The organism is Salinicola rhizosphaerae (assembly GCF_014652715.1).
GTDB lineage: Bacteria > Pseudomonadota > Gammaproteobacteria > Pseudomonadales > Halomonadaceae > Salinicola > Salinicola rhizosphaerae.
The window spans coordinates 18,346-43,819 of sequence record NZ_BMZI01000006.1 but is presented as its reverse complement, the minus strand read 5'-3'; the positions used below and the strand labels follow the sequence as shown (position 1 = coordinate 43,819).

The 25,474-nt window shown below is 61.2% G+C and carries 32 protein-coding genes; 31 read left to right on the top strand and 1 reads right to left on the bottom strand.

All coding sequences use genetic code 11. The features are described 5' to 3' along the window. Window positions 1–579: 579 nt before the first annotated feature. From IE125_RS13590 to IE125_RS13475, 26 genes are all read left to right on the top strand, one after another. A complete protein-coding gene (locus IE125_RS13590; RefSeq protein WP_189445226.1) occupies window positions 580–1,116 on the top strand; it encodes an STY4534 family ICE replication protein in 537 nt (178 codons plus the stop codon). Window positions 1,117–1,244: 128 nt separating this feature from the next. Beyond that, complete coding sequence (locus IE125_RS13585) at window positions 1,245–1,475, top strand: hypothetical protein (protein WP_035474312.1); 231 nt, start codon at window positions 1,245–1,247, stop codon at window positions 1,473–1,475. Further along, the gene (locus IE125_RS19330) at window positions 1,472–1,600 is read left to right on the top strand and encodes a hypothetical protein (protein ID WP_268249114.1); all 129 of its coding nucleotides are present in this window, start codon (window positions 1,472–1,474) and stop codon (window positions 1,598–1,600) included. Before IE125_RS13585 ends, IE125_RS19330 begins: the two co-directional genes overlap by 4 nt. Window positions 1,601–1,854: 254 nt before the next feature. Further along, window positions 1,855–2,439, top strand: a complete 585-nt coding sequence (locus IE125_RS13580; RefSeq protein ID WP_189445225.1) for a hypothetical protein — start codon at window positions 1,855–1,857, stop codon at window positions 2,437–2,439. A gap of 75 nt (window positions 2,440–2,514) precedes the next feature. Beyond that, window positions 2,515–2,757: a hypothetical protein gene (locus IE125_RS13575; protein WP_189445224.1), complete on the top strand. Its 243-nt coding sequence runs from the start codon at window positions 2,515–2,517 to the stop codon at window positions 2,755–2,757. Between the two features lie 84 nt (window positions 2,758–2,841). Next, complete coding sequence (locus tag IE125_RS19325) at window positions 2,842–2,967, top strand: hypothetical protein (protein WP_268249113.1); 126 nt, start codon at window positions 2,842–2,844, stop codon at window positions 2,965–2,967. Between the two features lie 9 nt (window positions 2,968–2,976). Continuing rightward, a complete protein-coding gene (locus IE125_RS13570; protein WP_189445223.1) occupies window positions 2,977–3,615 on the top strand; it encodes a hypothetical protein in 639 nt (212 codons plus the stop codon). Window positions 3,616–3,988: 373 nt separating this feature from the next. Next, window positions 3,989–4,579 (top strand): PFGI-1 class ICE element type IV pilus protein PilL2, encoded by a 591-nt coding sequence (gene pilL2, locus IE125_RS13565; protein WP_189445222.1) that lies wholly within the window; start codon window positions 3,989–3,991, stop codon window positions 4,577–4,579. Continuing rightward, on the top strand, window positions 4,569–5,483 hold the full coding sequence (locus IE125_RS13560; protein WP_189445221.1) for a PilN family protein: 915 nt from the start codon (window positions 4,569–4,571) through the stop codon (window positions 5,481–5,483). Before pilL2 ends, IE125_RS13560 begins: the two co-directional genes overlap by 11 nt. 10 nt (window positions 5,484–5,493) lie before the next feature. Beyond that, window positions 5,494–6,210 (top strand): TIGR03759 family integrating conjugative element protein, encoded by a 717-nt coding sequence (locus IE125_RS13555; RefSeq protein ID WP_189445220.1) that lies wholly within the window; start codon window positions 5,494–5,496, stop codon window positions 6,208–6,210. A gap of 3 nt (window positions 6,211–6,213) precedes the next feature. Continuing rightward, window positions 6,214–6,987 (top strand): lysozyme family protein, encoded by a 774-nt coding sequence (locus tag IE125_RS13550; RefSeq protein ID WP_189445219.1) that lies wholly within the window; start codon window positions 6,214–6,216, stop codon window positions 6,985–6,987. A 9-nt stretch (window positions 6,988–6,996) separates the two neighbouring features. Next, window positions 6,997–7,569, top strand: a complete 573-nt coding sequence (locus IE125_RS13545) for an integrating conjugative element protein (RefSeq protein ID WP_189445218.1) — start codon at window positions 6,997–6,999, stop codon at window positions 7,567–7,569. After that, window positions 7,566–9,743: a type IV conjugative transfer system coupling protein TraD gene (gene traD / locus IE125_RS13540; protein WP_189445217.1), complete on the top strand. Its 2,178-nt coding sequence runs from the start codon at window positions 7,566–7,568 to the stop codon at window positions 9,741–9,743. The genes IE125_RS13545 and traD overlap by 4 nt, the downstream gene beginning before the upstream one ends. Then, window positions 9,730–10,434, top strand: a complete 705-nt coding sequence (locus IE125_RS13535; protein ID WP_189445216.1) for a TIGR03747 family integrating conjugative element membrane protein — start codon at window positions 9,730–9,732, stop codon at window positions 10,432–10,434. Before traD ends, IE125_RS13535 begins: the two co-directional genes overlap by 14 nt. Before the next feature lie 162 nt (window positions 10,435–10,596). Further along, window positions 10,597–10,950 carry an integrative conjugative element protein, RAQPRD family gene (locus tag IE125_RS13530; RefSeq protein WP_189445215.1) on the top strand — a complete coding sequence of 118 codons (354 nt, stop codon included), beginning with the start codon at window positions 10,597–10,599 and terminating at the stop codon, window positions 10,948–10,950. After that, the gene (locus IE125_RS13525) at window positions 10,950–11,183 is read left to right on the top strand and encodes a TIGR03758 family integrating conjugative element protein (protein ID WP_035474326.1); all 234 of its coding nucleotides are present in this window, start codon (window positions 10,950–10,952) and stop codon (window positions 11,181–11,183) included. Before IE125_RS13530 ends, IE125_RS13525 begins: the two co-directional genes overlap by 1 nt. A 96-nt stretch (window positions 11,184–11,279) precedes the next feature. Continuing rightward, window positions 11,280–11,645, top strand: a complete 366-nt coding sequence (locus IE125_RS13520) for a TIGR03745 family integrating conjugative element membrane protein (protein ID WP_189445214.1) — start codon at window positions 11,280–11,282, stop codon at window positions 11,643–11,645. A 15-nt stretch (window positions 11,646–11,660) separates the two neighbouring features. Further along, window positions 11,661–12,083, top strand: a complete 423-nt coding sequence (locus IE125_RS13515; RefSeq protein WP_189445213.1) for a TIGR03750 family conjugal transfer protein — start codon at window positions 11,661–11,663, stop codon at window positions 12,081–12,083. Beyond that, the gene (locus IE125_RS13510; protein ID WP_035474330.1) at window positions 12,073–12,768 is read left to right on the top strand and encodes a PFL_4703 family integrating conjugative element protein; all 696 of its coding nucleotides are present in this window, start codon (window positions 12,073–12,075) and stop codon (window positions 12,766–12,768) included. Before IE125_RS13515 ends, IE125_RS13510 begins: the two co-directional genes overlap by 11 nt. Continuing rightward, window positions 12,765–13,667 carry a TIGR03749 family integrating conjugative element protein gene (locus IE125_RS13505; RefSeq protein WP_189445212.1) on the top strand — a complete coding sequence of 301 codons (903 nt, stop codon included), beginning with the start codon at window positions 12,765–12,767 and terminating at the stop codon, window positions 13,665–13,667. Before IE125_RS13510 ends, IE125_RS13505 begins: the two co-directional genes overlap by 4 nt. Further along, window positions 13,664–15,172, top strand: coding sequence for a TIGR03752 family integrating conjugative element protein (locus tag IE125_RS13500; protein WP_444544487.1), 1,509 nt, complete (start codon window positions 13,664–13,666; stop codon window positions 15,170–15,172). The genes IE125_RS13505 and IE125_RS13500 overlap by 4 nt, the downstream gene beginning before the upstream one ends. Then, window positions 15,135–15,629 (top strand): TIGR03751 family conjugal transfer lipoprotein, encoded by a 495-nt coding sequence (locus tag IE125_RS13495; RefSeq protein ID WP_189445211.1) that lies wholly within the window; start codon window positions 15,135–15,137, stop codon window positions 15,627–15,629. Before IE125_RS13500 ends, IE125_RS13495 begins: the two co-directional genes overlap by 38 nt. After that, complete coding sequence (locus tag IE125_RS13490) at window positions 15,629–18,583, top strand: conjugative transfer ATPase (RefSeq protein ID WP_189445210.1); 2,955 nt, start codon at window positions 15,629–15,631, stop codon at window positions 18,581–18,583. The genes IE125_RS13495 and IE125_RS13490 overlap by 1 nt, the downstream gene beginning before the upstream one ends. Next, entirely contained in the window at window positions 18,580–19,161 is a 582-nt protein-coding gene (locus IE125_RS13485) for a DUF2726 domain-containing protein (RefSeq protein WP_189445209.1), read from the top strand. Before IE125_RS13490 ends, IE125_RS13485 begins: the two co-directional genes overlap by 4 nt. Then, entirely contained in the window at window positions 19,131–19,793 is a 663-nt protein-coding gene (locus IE125_RS13480; RefSeq protein WP_189445208.1) for a hypothetical protein, read from the top strand. Before IE125_RS13485 ends, IE125_RS13480 begins: the two co-directional genes overlap by 31 nt. Beyond that, window positions 19,790–20,563 carry a DsbC family protein gene (locus IE125_RS13475; RefSeq protein ID WP_189445207.1) on the top strand — a complete coding sequence of 258 codons (774 nt, stop codon included), beginning with the start codon at window positions 19,790–19,792 and terminating at the stop codon, window positions 20,561–20,563. The genes IE125_RS13480 and IE125_RS13475 overlap by 4 nt, the downstream gene beginning before the upstream one ends. Window positions 20,564–20,640: 77 nt before the next feature. Here IE125_RS13475 and IE125_RS13470 read toward each other — a convergent pair whose 3' ends face one another. Further along, window positions 20,641–20,991: a winged helix-turn-helix transcriptional regulator gene (locus IE125_RS13470; protein ID WP_189445206.1), complete on the bottom strand. Its 351-nt coding sequence runs from the start codon at window positions 20,989–20,991 to the stop codon at window positions 20,641–20,643. 152 nt (window positions 20,992–21,143) lie between these two features. Here IE125_RS13470 and IE125_RS13465 point away from each other — a divergent pair, with 152 nt between their 5' ends. The 5 genes from IE125_RS13465 (at window position 21,144) to IE125_RS13445 (ending at window position 25,473) form a co-directional block, all read left to right on the top strand. Continuing rightward, window positions 21,144–22,127: an NADPH:quinone reductase gene (locus tag IE125_RS13465; RefSeq protein ID WP_189445205.1), complete on the top strand. Its 984-nt coding sequence runs from the start codon at window positions 21,144–21,146 to the stop codon at window positions 22,125–22,127. 174 nt (window positions 22,128–22,301) lie between these two features. After that, window positions 22,302–22,730, top strand: a complete 429-nt coding sequence (locus IE125_RS13460; RefSeq protein WP_189445204.1) for a TIGR03757 family integrating conjugative element protein — start codon at window positions 22,302–22,304, stop codon at window positions 22,728–22,730. Further along, complete coding sequence (locus IE125_RS13455; protein WP_189445203.1) at window positions 22,727–23,680, top strand: TIGR03756 family integrating conjugative element protein; 954 nt, start codon at window positions 22,727–22,729, stop codon at window positions 23,678–23,680. The genes IE125_RS13460 and IE125_RS13455 overlap by 4 nt, the downstream gene beginning before the upstream one ends. A 3-nt stretch (window positions 23,681–23,683) precedes the next feature. Beyond that, window positions 23,684–25,108, top strand: coding sequence for a hypothetical protein (locus tag IE125_RS13450; protein ID WP_189445202.1), 1,425 nt, complete (start codon window positions 23,684–23,686; stop codon window positions 25,106–25,108). An 11-nt stretch (window positions 25,109–25,119) separates the two neighbouring features. Then, window positions 25,120–25,473, top strand: a complete 354-nt coding sequence (locus tag IE125_RS13445; protein ID WP_189445201.1) for a hypothetical protein — start codon at window positions 25,120–25,122, stop codon at window positions 25,471–25,473. Window position 25,474: the final 1 nt, after the last annotated feature.

Sequence of the window (25,474 nt, the reverse complement as noted above, 5' to 3'; positions counted from 1 at the left end):
CAGCGAGGCATCTCGTCACAGGTGCCTCGCTGGCCGGTTGGACTTGTTTTTACCGTGGCGGCGCCCACCGCCTGACCCCTGGGCTCCCTTTGTGCGGGGATCCGCGCACAACCGTATCGGTCCATCGCCATGATTCGGGACCGGATGCAGCGGCAATCGTCACCATGACTACGAGGGGCATGGCCGATGGCCGGCATAATGGCTGATTCATACTTGCTACCCGAGCCGGTATCGGTAGCCGACTGGACGCGCACTGCTGGTCCTCAATCCCAAGGCGAGGCGGCGAGAATTCGCTGCCCCGGCTTGCGATTGACGATCGAGATTTGGGGTTGACGCCGGGTAGAAGTGGCGTAATCCTGTCGATGTAAGCCGCTGGTCACTGACGGTCATCAGTGACGCCTTTTGCCTTCGGGCAATTCCCGAAGCCGTTAACGCATCCCGAGAGACGGCGCTCACCTGAGCTGGATGCCACTTCCGAATACTCGGCCTCGCGCCGAACCACCCATCCGGGGGAACACTTTCCCCGATGGGGATGGTGTGTCTCCTGGATTCCCGTACCTCGATCCAAGGAGCAACACCATGTCTAACTCGACCGATAACCAGTTCTTCGATCTCCATATCACTGGCGTTGGCTACGTCAATCGGATCCGCAAGATCACGCCCAAGCGTGGCGATGCCTTCTGGGCTTGCGACATATCCGCGTTGAATGGCCCTGCCAATGATGTTGAGTATCGCCGTTTCGACTGCCGCGTCAGTGGGGCCGAAGCGGAGAAGCTGGTCAAGAAATTCGCCGCAACCGTGGCCGATCGCAAGGAGAAAGGGACCAACGAGCCCAAGATCCTGATCGGTTTCAAACTTGGCGATCTCTATCCCGATCTGTTCACACGGACCAAGGGCGATCGCGCTGGTGAAACAGCCGTGAGCCTCAAGGCGCGTCTACTGTTCGTCAATTGGGCCAAAGTGGACGGCGACAAGGTTTATGAAGCGCCACGGCGTGACGAAACCGCGTCGACCCCCACCAGTGCCCAGGCCGGCGAAACAGCGTCGCAGGGAACCGATGCGCCTGCCCAACCCGTTGTCAGCGGATCGGTCGGCGCCGCCGAAGCGGTCATCTGATTCCACCTCACTTACCTCACTGATCGGGAAGCTCGCTTCCCGTCAGTGACGGTTTTCATTCCACCCGCCCGGGGATTCACTCCCCGATCGGGCGGTGTATCTCGGCGCGATATTCTGGAGATACGCCTATGAAGCAGAAAAACCACGCGCTAGGCCTTGCCATCGCCGAGGCAATCGAGCGCATCGCCTCAACCATCGTAGCGGCCTGCATACTTGGCGGTGTCATTGCCCACCAGATTCAACTCGCCTATGCGGTGTTGGGTGGGGGTATTGCCACTGTCGTGGTATTGGTCGCTGTCGTATTGAGGGTTAGAATCAATCAAACCATTGACGCAGCCAAGGAGGCTGATGGCCAATGAACGATGAATTCCTGCGGTTTGCAGCCGTAATGGCTCCGTTCCTGATTCTCTCGATCGGTGGTCTGGGCTACGCTTGGCTGGTACTCAAGGATTTGCAAAAACGCCAGAAGCATCGGCATCACTGATGCGAGCTGATGCCTGATGGATTCTGCGACTCTGCTGCTTGGCACGATTTTTGTCGTTCTGACCGTTGCGATGACGATTGCCGGCGGTTATGCCTACTACGTGCATCGCAAGTTGGAAGCGCGACGAAAACGAAAACGCTGATTCAGACAGATTCTTACACGTCATGACAGCCTCCTTCGGGAGGCTGTTTTTGTTTCCCTACGGGAGAGTTCTCCCGATATGGGGGCTCTCCCGTTTTATTGGAGATTTCCCCATGGGTTACACCTTCCCTTTTGAAACCGAGACTCGTGATGAACTGATCGACTGGCTGCTAGAGCATCAGCATGAACCGAGTCGATGCGAGATCCTTGATCATTCGCAACGAGGCAATGTGCTCTACGTCGTATTTCACAATCGAGTAGACGACTATCGGTTCATCGCTGTGTTCTTGCTGCAGGGGCCTACGCCGGCCTCGGGCTGCTCAGGTGATCGCGCCTGGGGGTACAAGGATATGGATGAGTCGATGGGGCCTTATGTGAAGGACTGTCCAGAGCGATTACTCAAGCAATCGGATGTTCAGTGTCCCGAGGCCGTCGCCTGGCGAGAGGCGTGTCGGACGGTGAGGAAGGCGAAAGCACGTCGCCGCCGCCTGGCTAGTCAATCTCGATCGGGTGACCGGCTTCGCTATCATCTGGAAAGCAGTCGTGAGGGTGATGTTGTTATCACGATCGATTTTGTGCGTGCTCACACTTCGACATTCTTCATAGGTCGTGATGCGTCTGGGCGAATGTGGCGTTATCGCTGGGATCGCGTTGTGATCGAGCCACCACAGGCCAGTCACGATTGTAACGCCGCCTGACTGACTTAACGTTTCTTCTCCCACCCGGGGCCATTTCCCGGTGGGATGGCTCCATTCTTTCGAGGAGCCATCCACATGCAACCCTACTGCCTGCAACCCGGTGCGACCGGTGATTCACACAGTGTCTACGAGGGCGCTTCTGCTTGGCCAGCTTGCCCGATCGGGTATCTGCGCCGGGCATACGACACGGAGCGTGATCATGGCCACGGTCCCTGGATCGTATTCGATACGTTGGGTCGGCCCTTCTCCGGTGACTCACCCGAGAAGGCGCTTGACGCTTTCGCCACTCGTCCGATGACGCGGGTCACGCTGATCTAAGTCTCTACCGAGACTACTCACCCATTCGGGGCCACGCCTCGAGGGGGTGGCTCCTTTCCAATCGATACACGAAGGAGCAATTCCATGAGCGATACTCTCTCCTATCAGCTGGCCCAGGAAGACGTGGATGTCATTCTGGCCGCGCTGAGGCTGTTACAGCGAACATCTGGATGGGACATACCCGATGCGATTCGGGATATCGGAGGCTAGAGTCTGGATGTGGTCAACATCGACAAGCTGTGCGAGGAACTCAACCTCGACGGTACCGCTGACCACCAGGATGCTCGAGACATTCTGATTCGGCGCTTTCGTGCCGAGTTGTCACGACCCGAGTGGGACTCGGACACGGCGGCAAGCCTGGCGACATCCTTGGCCGATGCTGGCTGGCCGATATTCTTTCCTCAGAACGAGGGCTGGTATCTGGATGTCGTGGATGGCGCCTATACCGTCGTGGCCCGCGCCGATGGCCCGTTTCGATGGGATGCCGAGGCCGTGGCATCGATCGCGCAACGGTTTGCCAGGGGGAGTCGATGGCATGGTCAGGTGCTCGACACGATCGGGATGACCGCATGCGGTCATGGCCTTCCGCTGTTGCGGATCCTGGGCTATGGCCCCAATGCAGTCGATGTCGTGGTCTGTAGCGAGCTCCGCCCGGACGACTGTCTTGAGATCGGCTATCGCCCGGATCCCTTCGAGCCGGCCAGCTGGTCGATCTTTCGACGCGATAATGAGTTCGGTGGGTTGAAATGGATCGCCGATCGACCTGATCAGCAGAGTGCGCTGATCTATTGCGCTGGCAGGCTGGGCGCGTCACTCAACGACGAGATCCTGACCTCGTTTTCCACCTACTTCCAGTGATTTACCTCAAAACGCCCCCCGGGGCGTTTTTTTTGGCTGTCAGCCAGGATGGAAGTGCTCGGGACCGACGGTGAGGTGGCGTCCTTGTCCGACGGCATCCTTGCCGGTGTTCCTGGGGTCGTATCGTCCCTGGCGCGCATCATGGGGCCAACGCGTCGCAATAGATAGAGCCCTTGAAAGAAATAGCTCAAGGCTTCGGTGATCCCTTTTGGGTGAGGTCGCCGACCGCCTGCAAAAGCCCTGCCGGTGCAATTAACATTTCCCGTCGCGAGTGCGGGTGGGCTTCGGCACGGTGAACCCGATCACGATCATTCAGGTTCACCGCGCGAGGCCAAACTCGATGTATCCCTTCCAGAAAACCCGTGTCGTCCCCTTGGCATTCTTGATTGCGCTGCTCGCCGGTTGTGCGCATCAGCAACCATCCCCACAGCCAAGCGAGAGCGAGCGCCTGGCCGCCGACTATCCCGACGCCGAGAAGATGGCCCTTTCGGGAAACAAGGAAGGGCATCATGCCCGCGTCGTGGCCACCGGTCTGGATCAGCCCACCCACGAGGTCGAGCCTGACGTCTATCGTGATCGCGATGCGTCACGAGTCGAGGTGATGCGAGGCGGGCGCTACGCCCTGGTCACGGCCAACGCCACGTTGCAGCAGCGCAACCTCCTCGAGCAGACCGTCAATGTCTCGATCCCTGCCTCCATGAGCCCATCGGTGGAGGATGGCTTGCGCTACACCCTGCAGCACACCGGTTACAGCCTTTGTGCTCCCCAGGGTGAACCGCAGCAACTGCTCTACAGCCGACCCTTGCCGGCGGCGCACTTCCGACTGGGGCCGATGCCCCTGAGAGAAGCCCTGCAGGTACTCGCCGGTAGCGCTTTCGAGGTTCAGGCCGACCCCATCGCGCGAACCATCTGCTACCAGGTACGCGATCAGCGGCTGATTGAGGAGACCGGTCATGACGGATGATCGCCAGCGGCCCGTCGATTCCGGTGATCCGGAGCAGGAGCCTCGATCAGAAGCGCCAGCCGATTCGGATACGGGAAGCGTCGGTCGTCGCGAACCCTCGTTTTCCCATCACGATGATGACGACAGACAGGACTTCAGTGACGCCAACCGCGAGGAACCCGGTCACGAGGCGCCAAATTATACCCCCTACGCAGAGAGTCGCAGACGTTGGAGTCCGCTGCGATTGTCGCTCCTGGGGCTTGGGATTCTCGCTGTTTTGGGGCTCATCTATTTCGTTCTATTTGCCGGTTCGGAGCCGGAGGGGCCAACGCTGGAGTCTCGGCTGCAGTCTCAACAGCAGGTCATCGACCAACTGCGCGTGCGGATCGAAGAGCTGCAGAGCGGCCAGGACGAGCGTCGCAGTCAGGCCGAAGGTACCAGCAACCGCCTTGGCGAAATCGCGTCACGCCTCGACGATTTCGAGACGAGCCGACGGGATTCGCCGCTGCAGGCATTGCCCGAGCGCGTCCAGGCGCTCTCCCATCGCCTTGATGAGCTGTCCAGCTCCGTGGACGTGCGATTCAGTGCGGCGCAGGAAAAAGAGCAGTCGCTCGAGTCTTCGATCGAGGAGGTGCGCAAGCTCCGAGCCAGCCAGAAGACCAGTCCCCAGCAAAGCCAGCCAAGCTCTCAACGTCAGACACGACGTCAACCCGAGCCGCCGTCACCGCCGTTCTCGGTGTCGGGCGTCGAGCTGCGCGGCGGGCGCAGCTATCTCGCCGTGGCATCCGGGGCTGCCGGGCGCTTGAGCGATCTACGTCTGGTCGGTGAGGGGCAGAACATCGGGCAGTGGCATCTGTCGTCGATCGAGGGTCACTCGGCGGCGTTCATCATCAACGGCCAGACCGTGGTCGTCCCGGTTCCTTGAGGAGAGCCCCATGACGCTGAATTGCAATCGACGCCTGGCTTACGTGCTGCTGCTGTTTACGGCCTTGCCCGTGTGGGCTCAGGAAGGGCAGGAGAGCGAGTCGACGCGTATCGATCAGACGCGCCTGGAGCAGAGCAGTCAACGGGCTGCCGAGGCCTGGGGCCTGAATCAGCGGGAGTATCGACGCTATGAGTCGATCATGGAGGGGCCGCGTGGCACCTGGTCTCCCGATCTGGATCCGCTGACCGCCTTGGGATTGGAAGCTCGCAGTCAGGCCGAGCGTCAGAAGTACGCCGAGAAGCTGGTTGAAACCGAGCGCGCCCGCGTCGAGGCGGAACTCGCGTTTCAACGCGCCTACGACGACGCCTGGCAGCGGCTTTATCCCAACGACATGCCGGTCAATTCATTCTCCACAAGAGATGGTGAAGACGCGACCCGATCGGTGTTCGGCAGCAACCCATCGGCATCCAGCCAGCGCCTGAATGTGGTGGTGGCTACCGAGGGGTGTGACCAGTGCGATGCGACCGTGAAGCGTTTGCTGAATAGCGGTGCGGCCATGGACATCTGGGTCCTGGACTCCAACGGAGACGACGATCGCATTCGCAGCTGGGCGGCTCAGGTCGGTATTGCGCCGGCGAAAGTGCGTGCCGGCACGGTGACGCTCAACCATGGTGGCTCGCTGAACCTCGACAGCAGTGAACTGCCGCGTGTCGCGCCGAGGGGCTAAGCAATGATCTCGCGCGCGTTGAAAGCTGCATTGATTGGGCTGGCGACGGCGGTAGTCGCCGGCCTGGCTCATGCCGAGCAACCCGACATTCCATCAGCCTATGTGGTCGCCGCCGAGGATCATGGTGTACCGCCGGCGGTGCTCTACGCCGTGGCCAGCGCCGAGTCGGTCGTGAGTCTCGACGCGGGTCGTCGTCCTTGGCCCTGGACGTTGAATGTCGCCGGCAAGTCGATGCGCTTCGGTGATCGAACCTCCGCGTGCCGGGCGTTGACCGACGCGCTCGAGACGACGCAGATCGTCGACGTGGGGATCGCGCAGCTCAACGTGCGCTGGCAGCCGCAATTGTTCGGCGCTGGCCAGCGTTTCGCGGATCCCTGCGAAGGGCTGAATCCCTACGCCAATCTCGATGAAGCGGCGGCACTCATACGCGCCCACTTCGATGATGCCGGTGACTGGTTGATCGCTGCCGGCCGCTATCACCGCCCAGCGGGTGGACGGCCCGCCGAGCGCTACCGCGTCGTGGTGAGTCAGGAGCTGGCTCGGCTCGGCACATCCCCCTCTCTAGAAATTGACTCGCCGGCACGGATGGCTGCACGTCAGACGCCGGTCTCGAAGCGATCCCATCGACCAGCCCTGGCCTCAGTGGAAAGTGACCATTCAACAGCGTCGGATGAGGCGCTGACCTGGGTGACACCAGGCCCACGCACCCCCGAGACCGACGTCACCTGGGTAACGCCAGAGCAGCGGCCCTGGATGGGCGAAGTCGCAGTCCGATAGGAGACCCCGATGAAACAATCACGCTGCCTCAGCCTGCTGTCAGTGGGTGCGATAGCGCTGCTGTCGACATCTACATGGGCTCAGACTTCTGCCGAGCGACCCCCTGGGCTGTCTCAACTGACCGTGATCGCCGATTACGGGGGCGAGCCGGCCCGACCTTACTACGTGGCGATCAAGGGGGCCGGGGTCGGTGAGGAGGAAGGCTACTCACCGCAGCTGGGTGGCGAGGCGCGTCCTGCCCGGCCCTTTGGAGAACAGGACATGCTGCCGCTCGAGAGCGAGCAGTTGACGCCTGGCACCGTGACGCCGCGTCAGCTGGACCTGCCAGGCGGGTTCACGCCCGTCTTTTTGGTCGGTGATGACGACTTGTCTCGTCAGTGGCTTGCCCAGCGCGGCGACATCCTGCGCGAGATGAACGCGGTGGGGCTGGTGGTGCAGGTAGCCGATGAGCCGTCCTTGCAGGCACTGCGCAATGCAGCCCAGGGGCTCGAACTGCGCCCCGTTTCCGGTGATGGACTGGCTGAGCGACTCGGCCTTCGTCACTACCCCGCACTGATCAGCCCGCGGGGTATCGAACAGTGAGCAGCAATCACCCCCTCGAATCCCTCCTGCGCCCCGCCGTCGAGCTGTACACCGTCTGGATCTGCGCCGGCTGCGTCGTCCTGTGCATCTGGGCACCTTGGTCGTTGGCACTGGCGCCCAGTGTTGGCATCACCACGGCAGCGGGCTTTGCCGCGTTCGGCGCCTGGCGCTTTCGTCAGGCATGGGTCGTGCTGCGCTATCGCCGCAACTTGCGCCGTCTGCCGCGCTTTGCGTTGCCGGCGCGCAAGGTGCCCTTGAGCCGCCGGAGCTTGTGGCTGGGCAAGGGCTTCAAATGGGATGCCCAGCACACCCAGCGGTTACATGAAGCGGCTCAGCCGGCTGCCAAGAGCTACGTCCAGCCGAGCCCCTGGTATCAGCGCGCCCGTCGTCTCGAGCAGTCGATGGAGGGTGGGGCCATCGGCCAACATATCGCCGCGCTGCTGCGTTGGGACTCGATGCTCAATCCGGTGCGGCCGCTACCACCGGTCGGCGGGCGTCCGGCGCTGCATGCCGTCGAGTGGCGAGAGCACGACGTCTGGATGCCGCTCGGTGAGCGGGTGGGGCACACCCTTGTGGAGGGAACGACCCGCGTGGGCAAGACGCGTCTGGCCGAGATCCTGATCACCCAGGACATCCGGCGCGGCGACATCACGATCTGCTTCGATCCCAAGGGGGACGCGGATCTGATGATGCGCATGTACGCCGAGGCCCAGAAGGCTGGTCGGGGTGACGAGTTCTACATCTTCCACCTGGGCTGGCCGGACGTCTCGTGCCGCTATAACGCCGTGGGGCGCTTCTCGAGATTATCCGAGGTGTCGACCCGCGTGACCGGCCAGCTCTCCGGCGAGGGCAACTCTGCCGCGTTTCGCCAGTTCGCCTGGCGTTTCGTCAACATCGTGGCCCGCGCCCGACACGCGCTGGGTGAGCGGCCGAGCTACGGCCAGATCCTGGCTGATGTGGTGAACATCGATGCGCCCTTGATGCAGTACGTCCAGCAGATGCTGGAGCAGCAACTCCCGGGGTCGAACCAACAGATCACCGACATCGAGGGGAAGATCAACGACAAGAACACGCCGCGTAACCTGCAGGGTCGCCACAAGCGGGTGGTCGCGATCGTTCAGTACCTGCAACAGCCGGACGTTATCGAGTCGCTGAGCGATCCCGTGCTCGATGGACTGCTCTCCGCCGTGCGCTACGACAAGACCTACTTCGACAAGATCGTGGCGTCACTTCTACCGCTGCTCGAGAAGCTGACCAGCGGCAAGATCGCCGAGCTGCTCTCACCAGACTACGACGACATCGAGGACGAGCGCCCGATCATCGATTGGCAGCAGATCATTCGTAAGAAAGGCGTCGTTTATGTCGGCCTCGATGCGTTGAGTGATTTCGAGGTCGCCCAGGCGGTGGGCAATTCGATGTTCGCCGACATCGTGTCGGTCGCAGGTCACATCTACAAATTCGGGTCCGAGGATGGCCTGCCCGGGGAGGGTGGGAGCCAGAAGCTGCCGATCAACCTGCACTGCGACGAGTTCAACGAGCTGATGGGCGACGAGTTCATCCCGTTGATCAACAAAGGGGGCGGCGCCGGCATCCAGGTGACCGCCTATACCCAGACACTGTCCGACATCGAAGCACGGATTGGCTCCACGGCGAAGGCCGGCCAGGTGGTGGGTAACTTCAACAACCTGATCATGTTGAGGGTGCGCGAGGATCGCACCGCGCGATTGCTGACCGACCAACTGGCCAAGGTGAACGTCTCGACCCGGCTGATGGTGTCGATGGCCAGTGACAATGCTGACGTGAACAGCGACCAGGACTTCAGCTCCTCGGCAGGCGACCGCATCGGCACCGAGTCCGTGGAGATGCTGACGCCCAACGATGTCATCAATCTACCCAAGGGGCAGGCCTTCGCGCTGCTCGAGGGCGGCCAGCTCTGGAAGATCCGCATGCCGCTACCGATGCCGGACAAGACCGAGGACGTACCGAAGGACGTGGCTGACATCGCGGGTCGCATGCGCGCCAAATACGCCACGGGCGATCAGTGGTGGACGGGCGTTATGCCGCCGCCGATTCATATGGACTTCAGCAATCCGCCGAGTCTGCATGAGCCGATCGAGCGTGATGCCGTCGTGGTGGATGGCGGAGCCGGAGAGGTGAGTCATGGCGAGGGATGAGGCACCGGCGCATCGCGCCGAGAAAAAGCGCAGCGGCCTGGTCGGTACGTTGCTCAAGCTGCCGTTCACGCTCATGGCTATCGTCGTGGTGTCGATCTTCTGCTCGATTGTGATCGAGTGGATTGGTATCTACTTCGATTGGTTCAGTCAGACGGGATCCGATCATGCCTATCAGACGATGGTGTCCGAGATGGGGTATCTGGACAGCCAATTCACCCGCTCTCTACTGGTGTCGTCACCGGTCGAATTTGCCAACCGTATCGTGGATACCTGCTATCAGTGGCTGTTCGTGAAGTCGGGCGTTGCCGCCTGGGCCGAATCGGGTAGCGGCTCGGAAGGGTGGCTTGGTGTGGTCAAGACCTACTTGCAGGCGGGCATGTACGTCACTCTGATGACGCTCACACGCTGCGTCATCCTGATTCTGACCTCTCCACTGTTTGTGCTGGCTGCGTTGGTCGGATTCACCGACGGTCTGGTGAGTCGCGATCTGCGTCGCTTCGGTGCGGGGCGTGAGTCGGCGTTCATCTATCACCATGCCAAGCGCATGGTGACACCGATTTTCCTGACCGGCTGGCTGGTTTATCTATCGCTGCCGTTTTCGATCCACCCGAACCTGTTTCTGCTGCCCTGTGCGCTGCTGTTCGGAATGATGATCGCCATTGCCACATCAAGCTTCAAGAAGTACCTCTGAGCGACCTCGTAATGGATTTTACCCGGCTTCGCCACAGCGAGCCGGGTTTCTAAAAACCTATCAAGAATACCCCGCTGTTTCGCTTAACGTTTCCGGCTGATCCCCGGGTGAGTTGCCTCGACCATGAGGTCATGTCGTCACCACTCACGACGGGACTCAACCATGACGGTGCGCCAACGTTTTTCTTCCTTTCCTTTGGTCTCGAGCCTTGCACTCGCACTGGCCAGCGGCCTGTCGCCGTCTGCCCATGCCGGTGACAACGACGAGATCCAGCGCCGCGACCTGGCCCTGATTCAGACCCAGATCGAGCAGATCAAGGTCGTGGTCGATCGCATCGACGCCAGACAGCAGAACGCCGACCCCGAATCCACTCGGGTGTACTTCGACATCCCACGTCTACGCAATGACCTGCACTCCATTACCAGCGGTATCGATGCCTATCTCGCGCCGGATCGTCTGCTGCCGCGTCAGCCTCGGCCGCTCGACGGCGACTATCTCGACGATCGGGGGCAGTAATGGCCGTTTCGACCAGCACTGCCTTCGAGGCCGGCGCGGGCGCAAGCCCCGATACCGTTTACCTGCTGATCGCCAGTGTCGGCTGTGCGCTCGCCGTGTTGTGGCTTACCTGGCTGACCATTAGCGCCTGGCGTGGCTGGACCGGTGGCCGCTTCGGCGAGTGGGTCATGTCCTGGAGCTTTATTCGGGGTGTGATGGTCGTGGTGATTCTTTTCTGGCTGCTTCTGCGCTAGCGGGTGCAGCAGAACGCCCCGGTCGGGGCAGCGCCGTCCGCCCACGCCATGGCGGTCGGTAATCCAACCAGCAAGTGACCCAAGGAGAATCGAGCAATGAAATCCATCATGAATCTTTTCCACCGCGTTCGAGGCGCGCTCAACACATCCGCAGCCGCTCTCATGGCACTGCCCTCGGTCGCCATGGCCGCACTGCCTCAGCAGGAAAGCATCACCGAGGGGGCCGACGGTGATCTCTTCGGAACCGTTCAGGGCGTCGGGCAGGAGGGCTTCAGTCTTGGCTTCTTGGTCCTCTGCGGCTTCGCCATCCTCGTTTACATCGTGGGCGTCATCTGGGCCTTCAACGAGTCCAAAAAGCGTCAGGAGTGGGCGCTGCTTGGTGCCGTGCTCGGTTTTGGCGTGGTCATGATCGTCGTCGTCATCTGGCTGGCGAACTACGGCGATCCGATCATGGGCGGCTGAGGGAGACGTCGGGCCATGACCATCGAGTTCATTCCCTCTCGCCTGAACGCCACGCCCGTGGTCTTTCGCGGCATGACCGGCAAGGAGCTGGTCATCTGCGCCGCGTCGGGTCTGGTGTTCTTCATCCCTGTCGGGATCGTCGGCTGGGCCATCGTGGGCATGGGGGCCATGGTTCCGACCTGCATGTTCCTGGGCGCGGCTCTGTTCCTGTGGTTCGGCGGCACCTTCATGCGCCGCCTGAGACGGGGGCGCCCCACCTCCTGGGTCTACCGCCGCATCCAGTGGCAGCTGGAAAAGATGGGCATCCCGGTGCCCGGGGGGAGCGAGCTGATCCAGAAATCGATTCGCTGGCGAATTCGCCGCGATCCGGTGCGACGTCCGGTGGTCAGAAAACCCCGTCGTCGCCAGCGTCATCAGGGGAGCCATCATGAGTCGTAAGCGCCATGCCTTGTCGGCGCGCGACGCGCACATCACGTCGCTGCGCGCCGCGATCGGCATTCTCGTCTTGATCTGCGCAGGGCTTTTCTGGGGCTGGAAGACCGCGCCGGATCGGTTGACGGTCTATACCCCGCCCGACTTGCGCACGGGCAGCACGCGTGAGTGGTGGAAAGTCCCCGAGCCCAACATCTACACCTTCGCGGTTTACGTCTGGCAGACCCTCAACCGCTGGCCCGCCAATGGCGAAGCCGACTATCGACGCAATATCGACGCCTACGGCACCTTTTTGACGCCGGCGTGCAAGAACTATCTCCAGAACGAATACGAGCAGCGCCGCTCTCGCGGTGAATTGAAAGGGCGCGTGAGAGGTATTTACGAGATTCCCGGTCGTGGGTTCCAGAACGAGTCGCCCAACGGACCGGGTGGCGTGCGTGTGATCGATCGCGATCATTGGATCGCCACGCTCGACATGGGGGTCAGCGAATCCTATGCCGGCACCTCCGTCAGGGACGCCTACGTCCGCTATCCGGTCTACGTCAGTCGCGTGGACAACGATCCCGACAGTAATCCCTGGGGCCTGCAGATCGGTTCCAGTGAAGGCTGCTTTGCCGGCGTACCTCAGCGACTGGGCTATGCCGACGACGACAGCGATGAAGACTCTTCCAGTGAGGTGGCCCAGCCATGAATCCAATCTCGATCCTCCGCCACGGTCTCGTCCTGGTGACGCTTCTCGTGGCGAGCCAGGCGCAGGCCGTCGAGATCCTGCACTGGGACCGCAAGCCACTGCCCGTCGATCTGCCCGTCGGTAGCGAGCGCGTTATCGTGCTGGATCGCAACGTGCGCGTCGGACTGCCTCGCGAGATCGCTGACGCCGAGACGCTGCGGGTGCAGAGTGCCGGCGGCGCGATCTATCTCAAGGCGAACAAGCCTTTCGACACGCAGCGCGTTCGCATCCAGGACGTCGAAACCAACGAGGTCATCCTGTTCGACCTGACGGCCAGAGAAAAAGGGGCGAGCGACGAGGAAATTCAAGTGGTGTTCCCGGATGGCGAACCCGCCGATGCCAACAGCAGTACCTCTGACGCCACTTCGTCCTCCGAGAAAACCGATCGGCAATCCAGTGACGCGTCGCAGGGTCACACCCCCGTCCCGGTTGTGCTGACTCGCTACGCGGCACAGTCTCTCTACGCGCCGACCCGCACCATCGAGCCTGTTCGCGGCATCAATCGCGTGGCCCTGCGACTGCCCGATCGCATGCCATCGCTATTACCAGCGTTACCGGTGACGGCTACGCCCATTGCGGCCTGGAAGCTCGACGGCTGGGTGGTCACGGCAGTGCGGCTTGCCAATCGCGACCCTTCGCGCGCCTTCGAACTCGATCCGCGCTGGCTGCAGGGCGATCTCTATAGCGCCACCTTCATGCATCCGACGCTCGGTCAGCGCGGCAGCGTTCGTGATACCACGACCGCCTTCATCGTGACGCGTGGCCAGCCCCTGGCGCAGGCATTACCGCTCTCCAATTCATCCGACGGCGGGGTCTCCGCCTCCTTCGAGGATGGCGTTCGGGTAGGAGGTGACTCATGAAACTGCAGGGCAACGGCCTGTTGAAGGTGCTCGTGCCGCTGTTTCTGGCACTGGCATTGGCCATCGTCGTGATGTGGCCAGGTTCGGACTCGGATCAACAGTCAGCACAGCAAGGTTCTCTCGACAAGAAGGATCCTTCGTTGACGTTGAGTCAGGACGAACTCAAGGCCCTGGGGATCGAGGGGGACACGCCGGAGGACACGGTGGCCACCCTGGTGGGGCAGACGCGGATGATGCGCGATCAAATGAACAGAGTTCTCGATGCCAACGACAAGCTGCGTGAGCAGAACCAGGAGCTGGCCGAGCGCAACGACAATGTAGACGGACGCATCCGCAGTGCCCTGCGCGATCAGCAGCAGGATTTCACGCAAGAGCGTCGGCAGAACCAGCGTGAGAATCAAAGCCTGCTCAACAATCTTCAGGGCCAGATCCGCAACCTGAAGGAGGGTTTCACCGGCGACGCTGACGAGAGCGGCGGTGACGACATGCCGATCGGTCTCGGTCTCGAGGGCGGCGGGGGTCCCACCGGTAGCTACAGCTCCGGAGGCAATCTGGCGTGGGTCGAGCCAATGGATCAGCGTCAAGAGACCGGGCGCAATGGCTCGCGCCGAGACGAGGGGCCGGCTTTTCCCACCTCGTTCAAGGCAGCGGCGAGCGATGTTGGTGATGCGGCGTCGCGGGCCAACAGCGCGATCAAGGCCAGCGCGACCGGACAGCCGGACGAGGCCTCGGTGGAGCCGGTCTATACCATCCCCGAGAACTCTACCCTGATGGGCTCTTTGGCCATGACGGCGTTGTTGGGACGGGTGCCTGTCGACGGCACGGTCAACGACCCATATCCGTTCAAGGTGATGATCGGCAAGGACAACCTCACGGCCAACGGCATCGAGCTGCCCGAGGTCCGGGCTGCCGTCGCCAGTGGCACCGCCACTGGTGACTGGACCCTCTCCTGTGTGCGCGGAAACATCACCAGTCTCACCTTCGTCTTCGAGGACGGCACGATTCGTACGGTGCCATCGCCGGAAGACGTCAATCAGGGCAGCGGCGGCAACGATAACCGCAGCAACCAGAACCAGACCATCGGTGGAGGCGATTCCATCGGCTGGATCAGCGATCAGGCGGGCCTTCCCTGCATCAGCGGCATGCGCCGCAGCAACGCCCAGCAGTATCTCGGCACCCAGGGGCTTTTGACGGCCGCCGGCGCCGGCGCGGCGACGATGCTCTCGGATGATGACTCGACGTCGATCACTTCATTCGGCAGCGACGGTTCCATTTCTCAGGCCATGAGCGGCAATCAGGCCGTGGGGCAGATCCTCAGCCAGGGCGTCAACGACATGAGCGAGTGGGTCAACAAGCTCTACGGAGAGGCGTTCGCGGCGGTCTACGTGCCGCCGGGGCAGAACGTGGCCATCCACATCAACAAGCAGCTGCCGATCGATTACGAGACCGAAGGGAGGAAGGTGCGCTATGACACGTCAACCGCAACCACAGTCGGGCTCGACTGAATATCGCGCGGCGACGCGCATCGCGATCGCCGCACTGGGTTTGATCAGTCTCGCGATGCTCTCGGGCTGTGCGACCTCGAAGGATGAATTGATGCCGACCAACGGCATGACCATGCAGGAACTCTGGGAACAGGGTTCCACGGCCGGGGGCGACAGCCAGCGGACCGGCAGCCCCGGCCAGCGTGCGGTGGACGCGGCTCGCGGCGCGCTGCGTCGTCCGATTGGAGACGGCGAGATGCGAACCGAGCAGACGCGATACACGCGGGAGGCGGCCAACGAGATCTATAGCCAGTTCTCCCGTTTACCCAATCCCGACCTGGTGATGTTCGTTTATCCCCACCTCGCCGGTGGTGAGTCGGTGCCGGTACCGGGCTACTCCACGGTCTTTCCGCTCTACAACAAGCCGCAGTACGCCATGCCCGGGGAGGGCTCGCGACCGGCAGGGAGGACGCGCTGATGTCGCTCAATGCGCTCATGAACCGCTGGTTCGGCCATGCCGACCAGCGCGAGGAGGACGCCGCTAATCAAGAGGAGGGCACCTCTCGTGGTGGGCGGCCGACATCGGTGCCGCGCGGCAAGCCGATCACCGAACGCGATGTCGACAAGCTCTACGAGCGCGCCCCTTCGTTCGCCAACTATTTGCCATTCATCGAGTACCTACCGGCATCGCAGAGTTTTCTGATGGACGACTGTCGCTCGGTGGGGATCGTGGCCGAGATCGTGCCGCTGGCCACCGAGGGGCGCTCCGAGGAGTGGCTGACCGCCAAGCGTGACCTGATCGAGGGGGCGTTTCAGGACGCGCTCCCGCAGCACGACAACTCTCCCTGGGTGGCTCAGATTTACGCGCAGGATGAGGTCGACTACCGCGACATCATGGAGCGTCTGAAAGCCTACATCGACTGTCCGGATCCGGAGTCGACCCGGGCCTCCAGCGGACTGCTGGAGACGGCTTACACCCAGGAGTGGCTGGGGCAGTTCGAGCGCCACCTCAAGTCCATCTCCCAGGAGGGTGGCGTTTTTCACGATGACGTGGTGACGCAGACGCAGTGGAAGGGGCAGACCCGGCGCACGCGATTGGTGCTGTATCGCCGTCTCAACAAGCAGGCGCAGTCCGGCCGTGGTCAGCCGCTGACGCCCGAGGAAGAGGCCAACATGGTCTATGACCGACTGGCGTCGGCGCTCGAGGGCGTGGGCCTCACATTGCGGCGTTACGACGGACGCGACTTCCATCGCTGGATGGTGGTCTGGCTCAATCCCCGACCGGCCATGTCGCCCGAGGATCCGCAGGCGTTCTATGACCTGGTGGAGTACCCGGGCGACGACAACCTGCCCTATGACTATGACCTGGGCGGCGACGTGCTCTTCAACGCCCCCGAGTCCGACGCCGACAAGGGCCTGTGGTATTTCGATGGTCTGCCGCACCGCTGCCTGGTGGTTGATGAGCTGCGCCGACGTCCGGACATTGGCCACATCACCGGCGAGGTCAAGCGCCAGGGTAGCAAGTCCAAGGTCTCGAACGCGTTGATGGACGTGCTCCCCGAGGGAACCGTGATGGTGCTGACCATTGTCGCGTCACCGCAGGAGCCGCTCGAGGATCATATCAATCGGCTCAAGGACAAGGCTCACGGGGATAGCGTGCTCGCGGTCAGCGTGCGTCGGGACTGCGAGAAGGCCAAGGAATTCATGGCCGAGCGCCATTATCTGTATCAGTCATCGCTTGTGTTTTACGTGCGTGGCGAGGACGAGACGGATCTGCGACAGAAGTGTCAGGCACTGAGCACCAAGCTGTATCAGTCGAGTCTGAAACCGGTGGAACCGGAAGACGAGATCGCTTCGCTCAACACCTATCTGCGCTGGATGCCGATGGCGTTCGATCCTGACAAGGACGCGCGCAACCGCTGGTACACGGCCTACAACTACGTCCAGCACCTGGCCAATCTAAGCCCGTTCTTCGGGCGGGCTCGAGGTACCGGCCGCCCGGGGCTCACGATGTTCAATCGGGGCGGCGAAACGCTCTCCTTCGACCCCTTCCATCTGGCCGATCGCGAGAAGAACGCGCATGCCTTCATCAGCGGACCGACGGGGGCGGGCAAGTCAGCGTCACTGACGGCAATGTGCGCCCAGCTGATGGCGGTGCGTCGGCCGCGTCTGTTCATTCTTGAGGTCGGTAACAGCTTCGGGCTGCTCGCCGACTACTTCGAGCGCAACGGCCTGAGCGTCAACAAGGTCAAACTGTCGCCGGGTTCCGGGGTGTCACTGGCGCCGTTTCTGGAAGCCCACCGGTTGCTCGAGGACGAACACGCCCGCCGTCGCGCTGCCGAGGATGCCGAAGCGCGTGCACGAGGGGAGAGCGTCGACGACGCGCTGCCCGCACCGATCGAGGATGACGACGAGGAGGAGGACCTCGACGAGGACAAGCGTGATCTACTCGGCGAGATGGAGATCACCGCACGGTTGATGATCACCGGTGGTGAGGAAGAAGAGGAGCGGCGCTTCCGGCGTGCCGACCGTCGCATGGTGCGTGATGCCATCATGCGTGCCGCACGATTGACCTTCGAGGAGGCACGCCCCTGCAAGACCGAGGACGTGCGGGAGGCCTTCTTCGCGATCTCCCGGGATCCCGACGTTCATGAAGAGACCCGGCGCCGCGCTAACGAGATGGGTATGAATATCGGCCTGTTCTGCGATGGATTCGATGGCGAGGTGTTCAACTCGACCGGCGATCCCTGGCCGGAGTGTGACGTCACACTGGTCGATCTCGCGACCTATGCCCGCGAGGGCTATGGCGCGCAGTTGGCACTGTCGGTCATCTCGATCACCAACATGATCACCAACCTGGCCGAGCGGACCCAGTACGACGGTCGTCATATCGTGCAGATCATCGACGAGAGTCACGTCGTGACGGTCAATCCGCTGCTGAGCCCGTTCTTCGTCAAGGTGGGCAAGATGGGCCGTAAGCTCATGTACTGGCTCTGGTTCGCCACCCAGAACGTGGAAGATTTTCCGGACGCCGCCGAGAAGCTGCTCAACATGATCGAATTCTGGATCTGTCTGGTGATGCCGCCCGACGAGGTGCAGAAGATCAAGCGCTTCAAGTCGCTGTCGCCGGCGCAGGAGGAGTTGCTGCTCTCGGCATCGAAGATCTCCAAGAAGTACACCGAGGGCGTGGTGCTCGCCTCGGCGGTGGAATCGCTGTTTCGCGTCGTGCAGCCAAGCCTCTATCTCGCGCTCTCGGGTACCGAGGGGGACGAGAAGAAGGCACGCCGCAGCATCATGCTCGAGAAGCGTTGTTCTGAGCTGGAAGCGGCCATTCATATCGCGAAGGAGATGGACGCCAAGCGTGGCTTCATCGACGAAGCCGCGTTCGAGTCCGGCGGTCTGGCTCAGCGGGACGAGGATGTAGCGGTATGAGTCACAGCGGCATCAACGAAGTGATGAGTCTCGTCGCCGTGGTCGTGGCAGGGCTACTGGCTCTTGGGATTATCGGAGCCATTCTGGCTGTCCTGTCCGGCCGGCGTGGTCGTTCACTCCCCTATATCCCCCAGGCTTCCCTGAATACCCCTGCCGAGCAGGCATTCTACTCAGCCGTTCATCGAGCCGTCGGCGCGGCAGCGTTGATTGCCTGCAAGGTTCGGATCGCCGACGTGCTGCAGGTGCGCTTTCGCAAGCGCCATGGCCGCGATCAGCGGTGGTGGCGCTATTTCCGCCTGATCAGCGCCAAGCATGTCGATCTCGTGGTGTGTGAGCCACGCGGTGGGCGGATTCTCGCCGCGATCGAGCTCGATGACCTCAGTCATCGCCGTCGCGATCGTAAGCGGCGTGATCGTTTCGTTGACGACGCCTTCGCGTCGGCGGGCGTGCCGCTGTTGCGTTTCCCGGCCAGCGGTCGCTATGACGCGCGGGAGATTCAGGAGCGTTTGTCGCCTTACCTCACGACCCCGAAAGAAGGATCGGTTACATGCCACAACTCCAGATTGACGATGCGGTGAGCACGATGAACCTCGACACGAGAGCGCGCACGCTGCATCTACTCCCGGTCCTGCAGGTCGATCCCTTCGATGGTATCGCGCTCGAGGACATCACCCTGTCGGTATCGGCGAGCTGGCTCGACACGCCCGTCATCCCCGCGACGGGCTGGACACTTCGTCAGCCGTACCCCAACCGACTGTATTTCGTAGGGGGCTCCGACGACTGCCACCTGGGTCACTTCATCACGCTGCCAGAGGGGCAGAAGGCTGGCGAAGTCACCTTTCATTGGAGCGTGGACGTCTCAGCGTTGCCACCGGGTCACTTCCAGATCACCCACCGCCTCGACCTGGCGTTCGAGGAGGGAGCCGGAAACACCTGGTCGATGGACATCGCCAACTGGTGGGCGCAAAGCGAGTTTGCCACTGAGGAACACGTCGCGCCCGAGATCGGTCGTAATCGGTTCTCGCGTCTCAAACGGCAGGGCTTTTCGCCGAGCCGGCGTGCCCACGTCAGCGAAGCATTGCGGGATGGCTGTCGCTACCTGGATATCCACGAGTCACTCGAATTGCCGGCGATCACTTTGGGGGATTGCTGGACCATCGATACCTATGGCGGAGACACCGTCCATGAATGCCTGGAGGCGCTGCGATGAAAGCTCCCAACGTGCTTTTCGCTGTCGGTCTGACACTAATGATGCCCATATCGGCGCAGGCCACCGGTGTTCCGGTGCCTGATATGCAGAACTCGACCCCTCCCTCAGCGCTGCAGAACCTGACGATCAACGGCCAGCCCGTGACAACGAACTCCGTTCGGCGGGTCGATATGGAAGGACCGATCTACGAGGTGCGGCTGCGAAACGGTGACACGTTCTACAGCGACGCTCAGGGACGTCACATGGTCGTGGGGAGTCTCTACGACAACAGTCCCGATGGTCTCATCAACGTCACCGAGGAGCACGACCGTCAGGACCGGCTGGACCAGCTGAATGCAATTCCGGAGGGGGGTACGGTGGATTATCCCGCCCAGGGCGAGGAGATCGGCCGCGTCACCGTCTTTACCGATACGACCTGTCCCTACTGCCAGAAGCTGCATCAGGAGATCAATCAGCTGACACAAGCCGGTATCGCCGTGCGTTACGTCCCATTCCCACGAGCCGGTACTCACTCATTAGCGGCCAACCACCTCGCCCAAGTGCTGTGTTCCCAGCTGCCGACCGAGGCGATGACAAGGGCCTTCCGTGGCGATCCGCTACAGGTCACGCCCGTCGACAGTTGCCGGTCTGCCGTCGAGGATGGCTTTGCGCTGGGAGAGCAATTTGGGGTGCAAGGAACACCCTCCATCGTGCTCCCCAATGGCGAGATGGGCGAGGGCTACGTGCCCGCGCAGCAACTGATTCAGGCGATCGGGAGATCTAGCTCATGAATCCGATGCGATGGCGAAAAATTATCATTGGGCCTAACAGTTTGAGATCGACCCTCGGTTATGGGCCGGCCTAGCTTCTAGGACTGGGTTTTTTTATCTTTTTGCCAAGAAAGATAGTTGTCTCCCCATATCTTCATGGCGTCGAGCACAGGGTACAGCGTTAGTCCAATCTCGGTGAGTGAATATTCAACGCGTGGTGGAACTTCGGCGAACACCTCGCGATAAATGATGTCGTGTGATTCAAGTTCTCGCAGCTGTAGTGTCAATGATCGCTGAGTAACTCCACCAATAAGTTTTCTAAGCTCTCCAAACCGCTTAGTTCCGCTTAGTAGATGGTAAATTATCAGCGGCTTCCATTTGCCCCCAGCAATCGCAACAGTTGCCTCTACAGTACAGCGATACTCATTCGCCTCTTTTGGCCTTTTCATCTGATAGTTACTCGCTGATAGTATAAAAGACTATCCTATATATCAAAAATCACCCTACTTTTCAAAGTTCATCTAGGTGCTTAAAGTGTCTTCCAAGCAGCGGCCAGTACCGCGCAGCATTTTCTTCTTGAGAATTACATTAGGTTACATTGATGAAAGCAGCTTACTATGAAGCCCAAGGCAGTGCGCGTAATGTGCTAAAAATTGGGGATTTTCCGATTCCGGAACCCGGGCCCGACGAGGTGCGGGTGCGCATTCATGTCTCGGGCCTGAATCCTACAGATGTTAAAGCACGAACAGGCTTTTCATCTGAGATGCCTTACAAATGCATTATCCCCCATCAAGATGGTGCAGGCGTGATCGATGCCGTTGGCGACAACGTTTCATTAGATCGGTTAGGAGAGCGGGTTTGGATCTATGAAGCGCAATACGGTCGTGCAACTGGCACGGCAGCAGAGTTCGTTGTGGTGCCATCTCTCCAAGCGGTTCACTTGCCAGATGCGGTTTCATTTGAGATAGGTGCTTCACTCGGAATTCCTGCGCTCACAGCTCACCGTTGCCTGTTTTCTGATGGCAGTCTTGAAGGCCGGCGGGTGCTGATCCATGGCGGGGCGGGAGTGGTTGGAACATCAGCAATTTTACTATCAAAGTGGGCTGGTGCATGGGTTTGCACAACAGTGATGAATTCGGATCAGGCAGTAATAGCTAAGGAGAATGGAGCAGATCTTGTACTCTACAGAACCTCGGAAAATATCGCAGATGTAATTTTGGAAGTGACAGGGAGGGAAGGCGTTGATTATATTATGGATGTTGCTTTGAAAGAGAACTTCGAGGTTAATATGGCGTGTATATCCCAAGGAGGGGTCATAAGTTCTTATGCGACTAGAGAAGCGTCAGATGAGCTCTCTATTCCATTGTTGAAAGCTATGATGCATGGCTGCGTTCTTCGGTTTGTGTATATTTATAATGTGGTTAAAGAAGCCAAAAAAACAGCTATTGCTGATATTAATTCGTGCCTTGAGAGTGGGTGTTATTCGCCAAAAATTGGTTTGAGTGTTCCTCTTGTTGCTATAGCAGATGCTCACGAGGCTTTGGAGTCATCCAAGGTTATAGGAAAAGTGCTTATACGCATTTGAATCAGGACTATTTAAAATCGAGGTGGTCTACGCCCACGATAGGAAGGCTAACAAATTGTCATCGAGTTGAGCTTGGTGAGCGGAAAACCCACCCGATCGACTTAACATTCTCTACTGCTTGCCAGGCTCCCACCCGGTACACCTTTTTTCTGATACCGCCGTGGGAGCCTATCCATGCCCATCTTCCCTCAGTTGCGACCACTTGCCGTGCTGTCATCGCTCTGCCTGCTGGCCTGGGGGCAGACCGCTGTCGCCGGCGTCGAGGTGTTTACGATTGCGGGAGAGCCGGTCGTCAATGTGCCGGCATCCGCTGCCGTGGTCGAGCTGGATGCGCCGGCGCGTCTCGACGCTCGGCTGTCACAGGATCTTCCCGCTAACCCGTCACGGGCCAAGCGGATGCTGCAATCGCGCATGAACGACCCTGAGTGGCAGCGGACGCTGCAGGACTATGGCCAGCTCTATCAGGGGGTAGCTCGTGCCTGGATGCTGGGCATCGAGAGAGTGCCGGCCGTGGTGGTCGACAGCCATTACGTGGTGTACGGCGAGCCGGACATCTCACGCGCGCTCGAGGAGATCGAACAGGCGAGGGGAGAGCAACCATGAAGCGTCCTCTCACGACATTGCCTGTTGCCGTTGCCTTCGCGCTGATTGTCGGGCTGGCCTGCATGACAAGCGCTCATCGAGCGCAGGCGATCACGACGCCGGAGATCCTCCAGTCATCGATGAGCACCCAGTGCCTCGACTACCAGGTCATCGGCATATGCGCCTGGCTCTACTGTTCGGCCTGGGGTTGCACGGTACGAACCTCGATCCGCGTGAAGCACTACATCCCCGAACTGGTCGTCAGCGCCTACGAGAACACCGGCGATAACCCCTGGACCGAGATCGCGATGCTGTCGCCCCCGACGGGCGACGCTCTGGGCGGTGGATCCGCGCGCGAGTCCCTCGCGCAGCAGCATTCCAACACGCACTTCAAGAACGTCGACGCGATCGGTCATCCCTCGGAGCTGTTCTATCGGTTCGCCAGCGGTTTCGGCTGGTTCTGTGAGAGCAACTCGCAACCACTGATGCCCTACTTCATCTCGACCCTCGATGCGCTGGCCTGGCGCTCTGGCGTGCCGGAGATGGCCTACCCCGAAGCGCTGACACCGGGCATGCGAGAGATGGGCAGTGTGGGCGATCTGTGGAGCCCGATCTATCCGCGCAGTGGCTTCGTCTCCCAGACCCACGACTACAAGGTTGCGGCGACGGCGGCACAGCGTGCTGCCGACGTCGTGACGCGCAGCGGACAGCCTCACGTCTATCAGCCCCTCATCGCCCGGGATTCCGAGAGCAACGGCATCTGGGGGCCGGATCCGGTCAAGGAGGGTGATGCCGAGACCCACGAGTGGCAGGAGCTGGCACCCAACATGCGCATGTCCTGCTCGACCTTTCCCGACGGTGGCGAGAACGATCAGCTGCAGGACCCGGGCGACTACGCCTGGGCGCTGTGGCGGCCCTATCGCTGTTGCAAGAAACGCGGCCAGGAATTGCTGTACTTCACCGGAGAGTAAGCCATGAAACGAAACCTAATTTCGCTGACCCTCTCGGTAGCTCTCGCGACACCGCTGCTGGCTCAGGCGCAGTCCGCGGACAGCCTCTATTACGACATCGGTGGTGCCGCTCCGTTTGGTGCCTCGGCGGGGCTGGGACATGGTCCTAGAGCGCAGGGACTCGGTGTCAGTTGGGACGTCAATGCCACCTGCGGCAACTTCGACGTGGGATCGACGGTGAGTAACCAGCTCAACGGCGTCACCAACGGCTTCCAGAACATGATGGGCAGCGTGGTTTCCAACGCGACTGGCGCGGTGGCCAGCCTGCCCGCGATGATCATCCAGCGCTCCAATCCGGCGCTTTACGACCTGCTGACCAACGGTGTCATGCAGGGGCGGCTCGATTTCGACAAGTCGAAGCTCTCCTGCCAGCGCATGTCCGAGCAGCTGGCCGATGCCACAATCGGTGGCCAGATGCAGCAAGCGGCGATGGCAGAGAATTGGCAGGACATTGCGGCCGGCAACACGGATGCCGTTTCCGCTCAGGAGCAAGCTGAAGCCCAAGCTGGTAACGCTGGCCGGACCTGGGTTGGCGGACAGAAGCGCGGTGGCAGTGGTCAGCAGCCGATGCGGGTGGTCGAGGATACGGCCAAGGCGGGATACAACCTGCTATACGGTCGCACCGATCCCACGAGTGACGAGTCGGTGTCCGGTGGGGGCGATGGCTGGGGATCGGTGGCAACCTCGAGCGGGGATTGGGTCGGCGGTGGTGGCATCGCCGGCGGCAATGGCGGTTCAGGCGGTAGCGGCAACGACTGTCAGGGCGGCATGTGTACCGTTTGGGGATCGCCCGCCGCCGCCGCCGAGTGGACCAGGAAGATCGTCGGCGATACCGAGCTGCGCTCCTGCGACGGCTGCGAGAAATCCGAGACCATCGCCGGTACCGGGCTGATTCGAGAACTCGAGGACGAGCAGAGCGATATTCACGAGACGCTGGTCGGCATGCTCAACGGTGGCGAGATCACCCAGTCGAAGCTCAACGACGTCTCCGCTGGCAATGGCCTGGCCGTATCGCGCGGCGTGATCGAGGCCATGCGTAGCGACCCCCAGGGGCCGCTGCTGGCCCAGCGCCTCTCCAGCGAGATGGCGCTGGCTCGCACCCTGACCAAGGCCATGTGGGCCCGACGCGTGCTGATCGCGGGCTCCAGTGATCCCGGCATCGAAGGTAATCCCGAGGGCATGACCGCGCTGGACCGCAAGGTCGATGCCTTCAACCGCGACATCGAACTGCTGCAGAGCGAGATGGAGATCCGCAAATCGCTGGCCAGCAGTGCCGCGATGTCCGCACTCCGTCGTGCCTCCAATCGGGCCAGTGGCTCGGTGCAGGACGAGTACAGCTCGCCACGCAGTCAGCTGGACGGTCGCGGCGCGCCCGTCGACACCGAGTAAGGGGCGTGATGATGTCGATGCTCAAACGCTACCCACTCCTGTTGGGCCTGATTGGATTGGTTGCCGCTTTCATCGTTGGTGGTGTCGTCGTCTCCGTGGGCATGCGGCTCTACGGCGGCATTCAGGAGTTCCAGAACGCGTTGGGCGAGCATCGCTACTGGCTGCTGGTCTGGCGCCTGGTCTTCTATGGCTCGCTCGTCTTCCTCTGGATCCGCATTGGACGCCGGCGTTTGCTCGAGCGCGTGGCCGAAGATCGTGACGGCGGCAGGCAGGGCCGGCTGCTCCTGCGCAAGCTCGAGCGCATGATCCTGATCGTCGTGGTGCTGATCGAGGGATACAACCTGTTCATCTGGTGGGGAGCCTGAC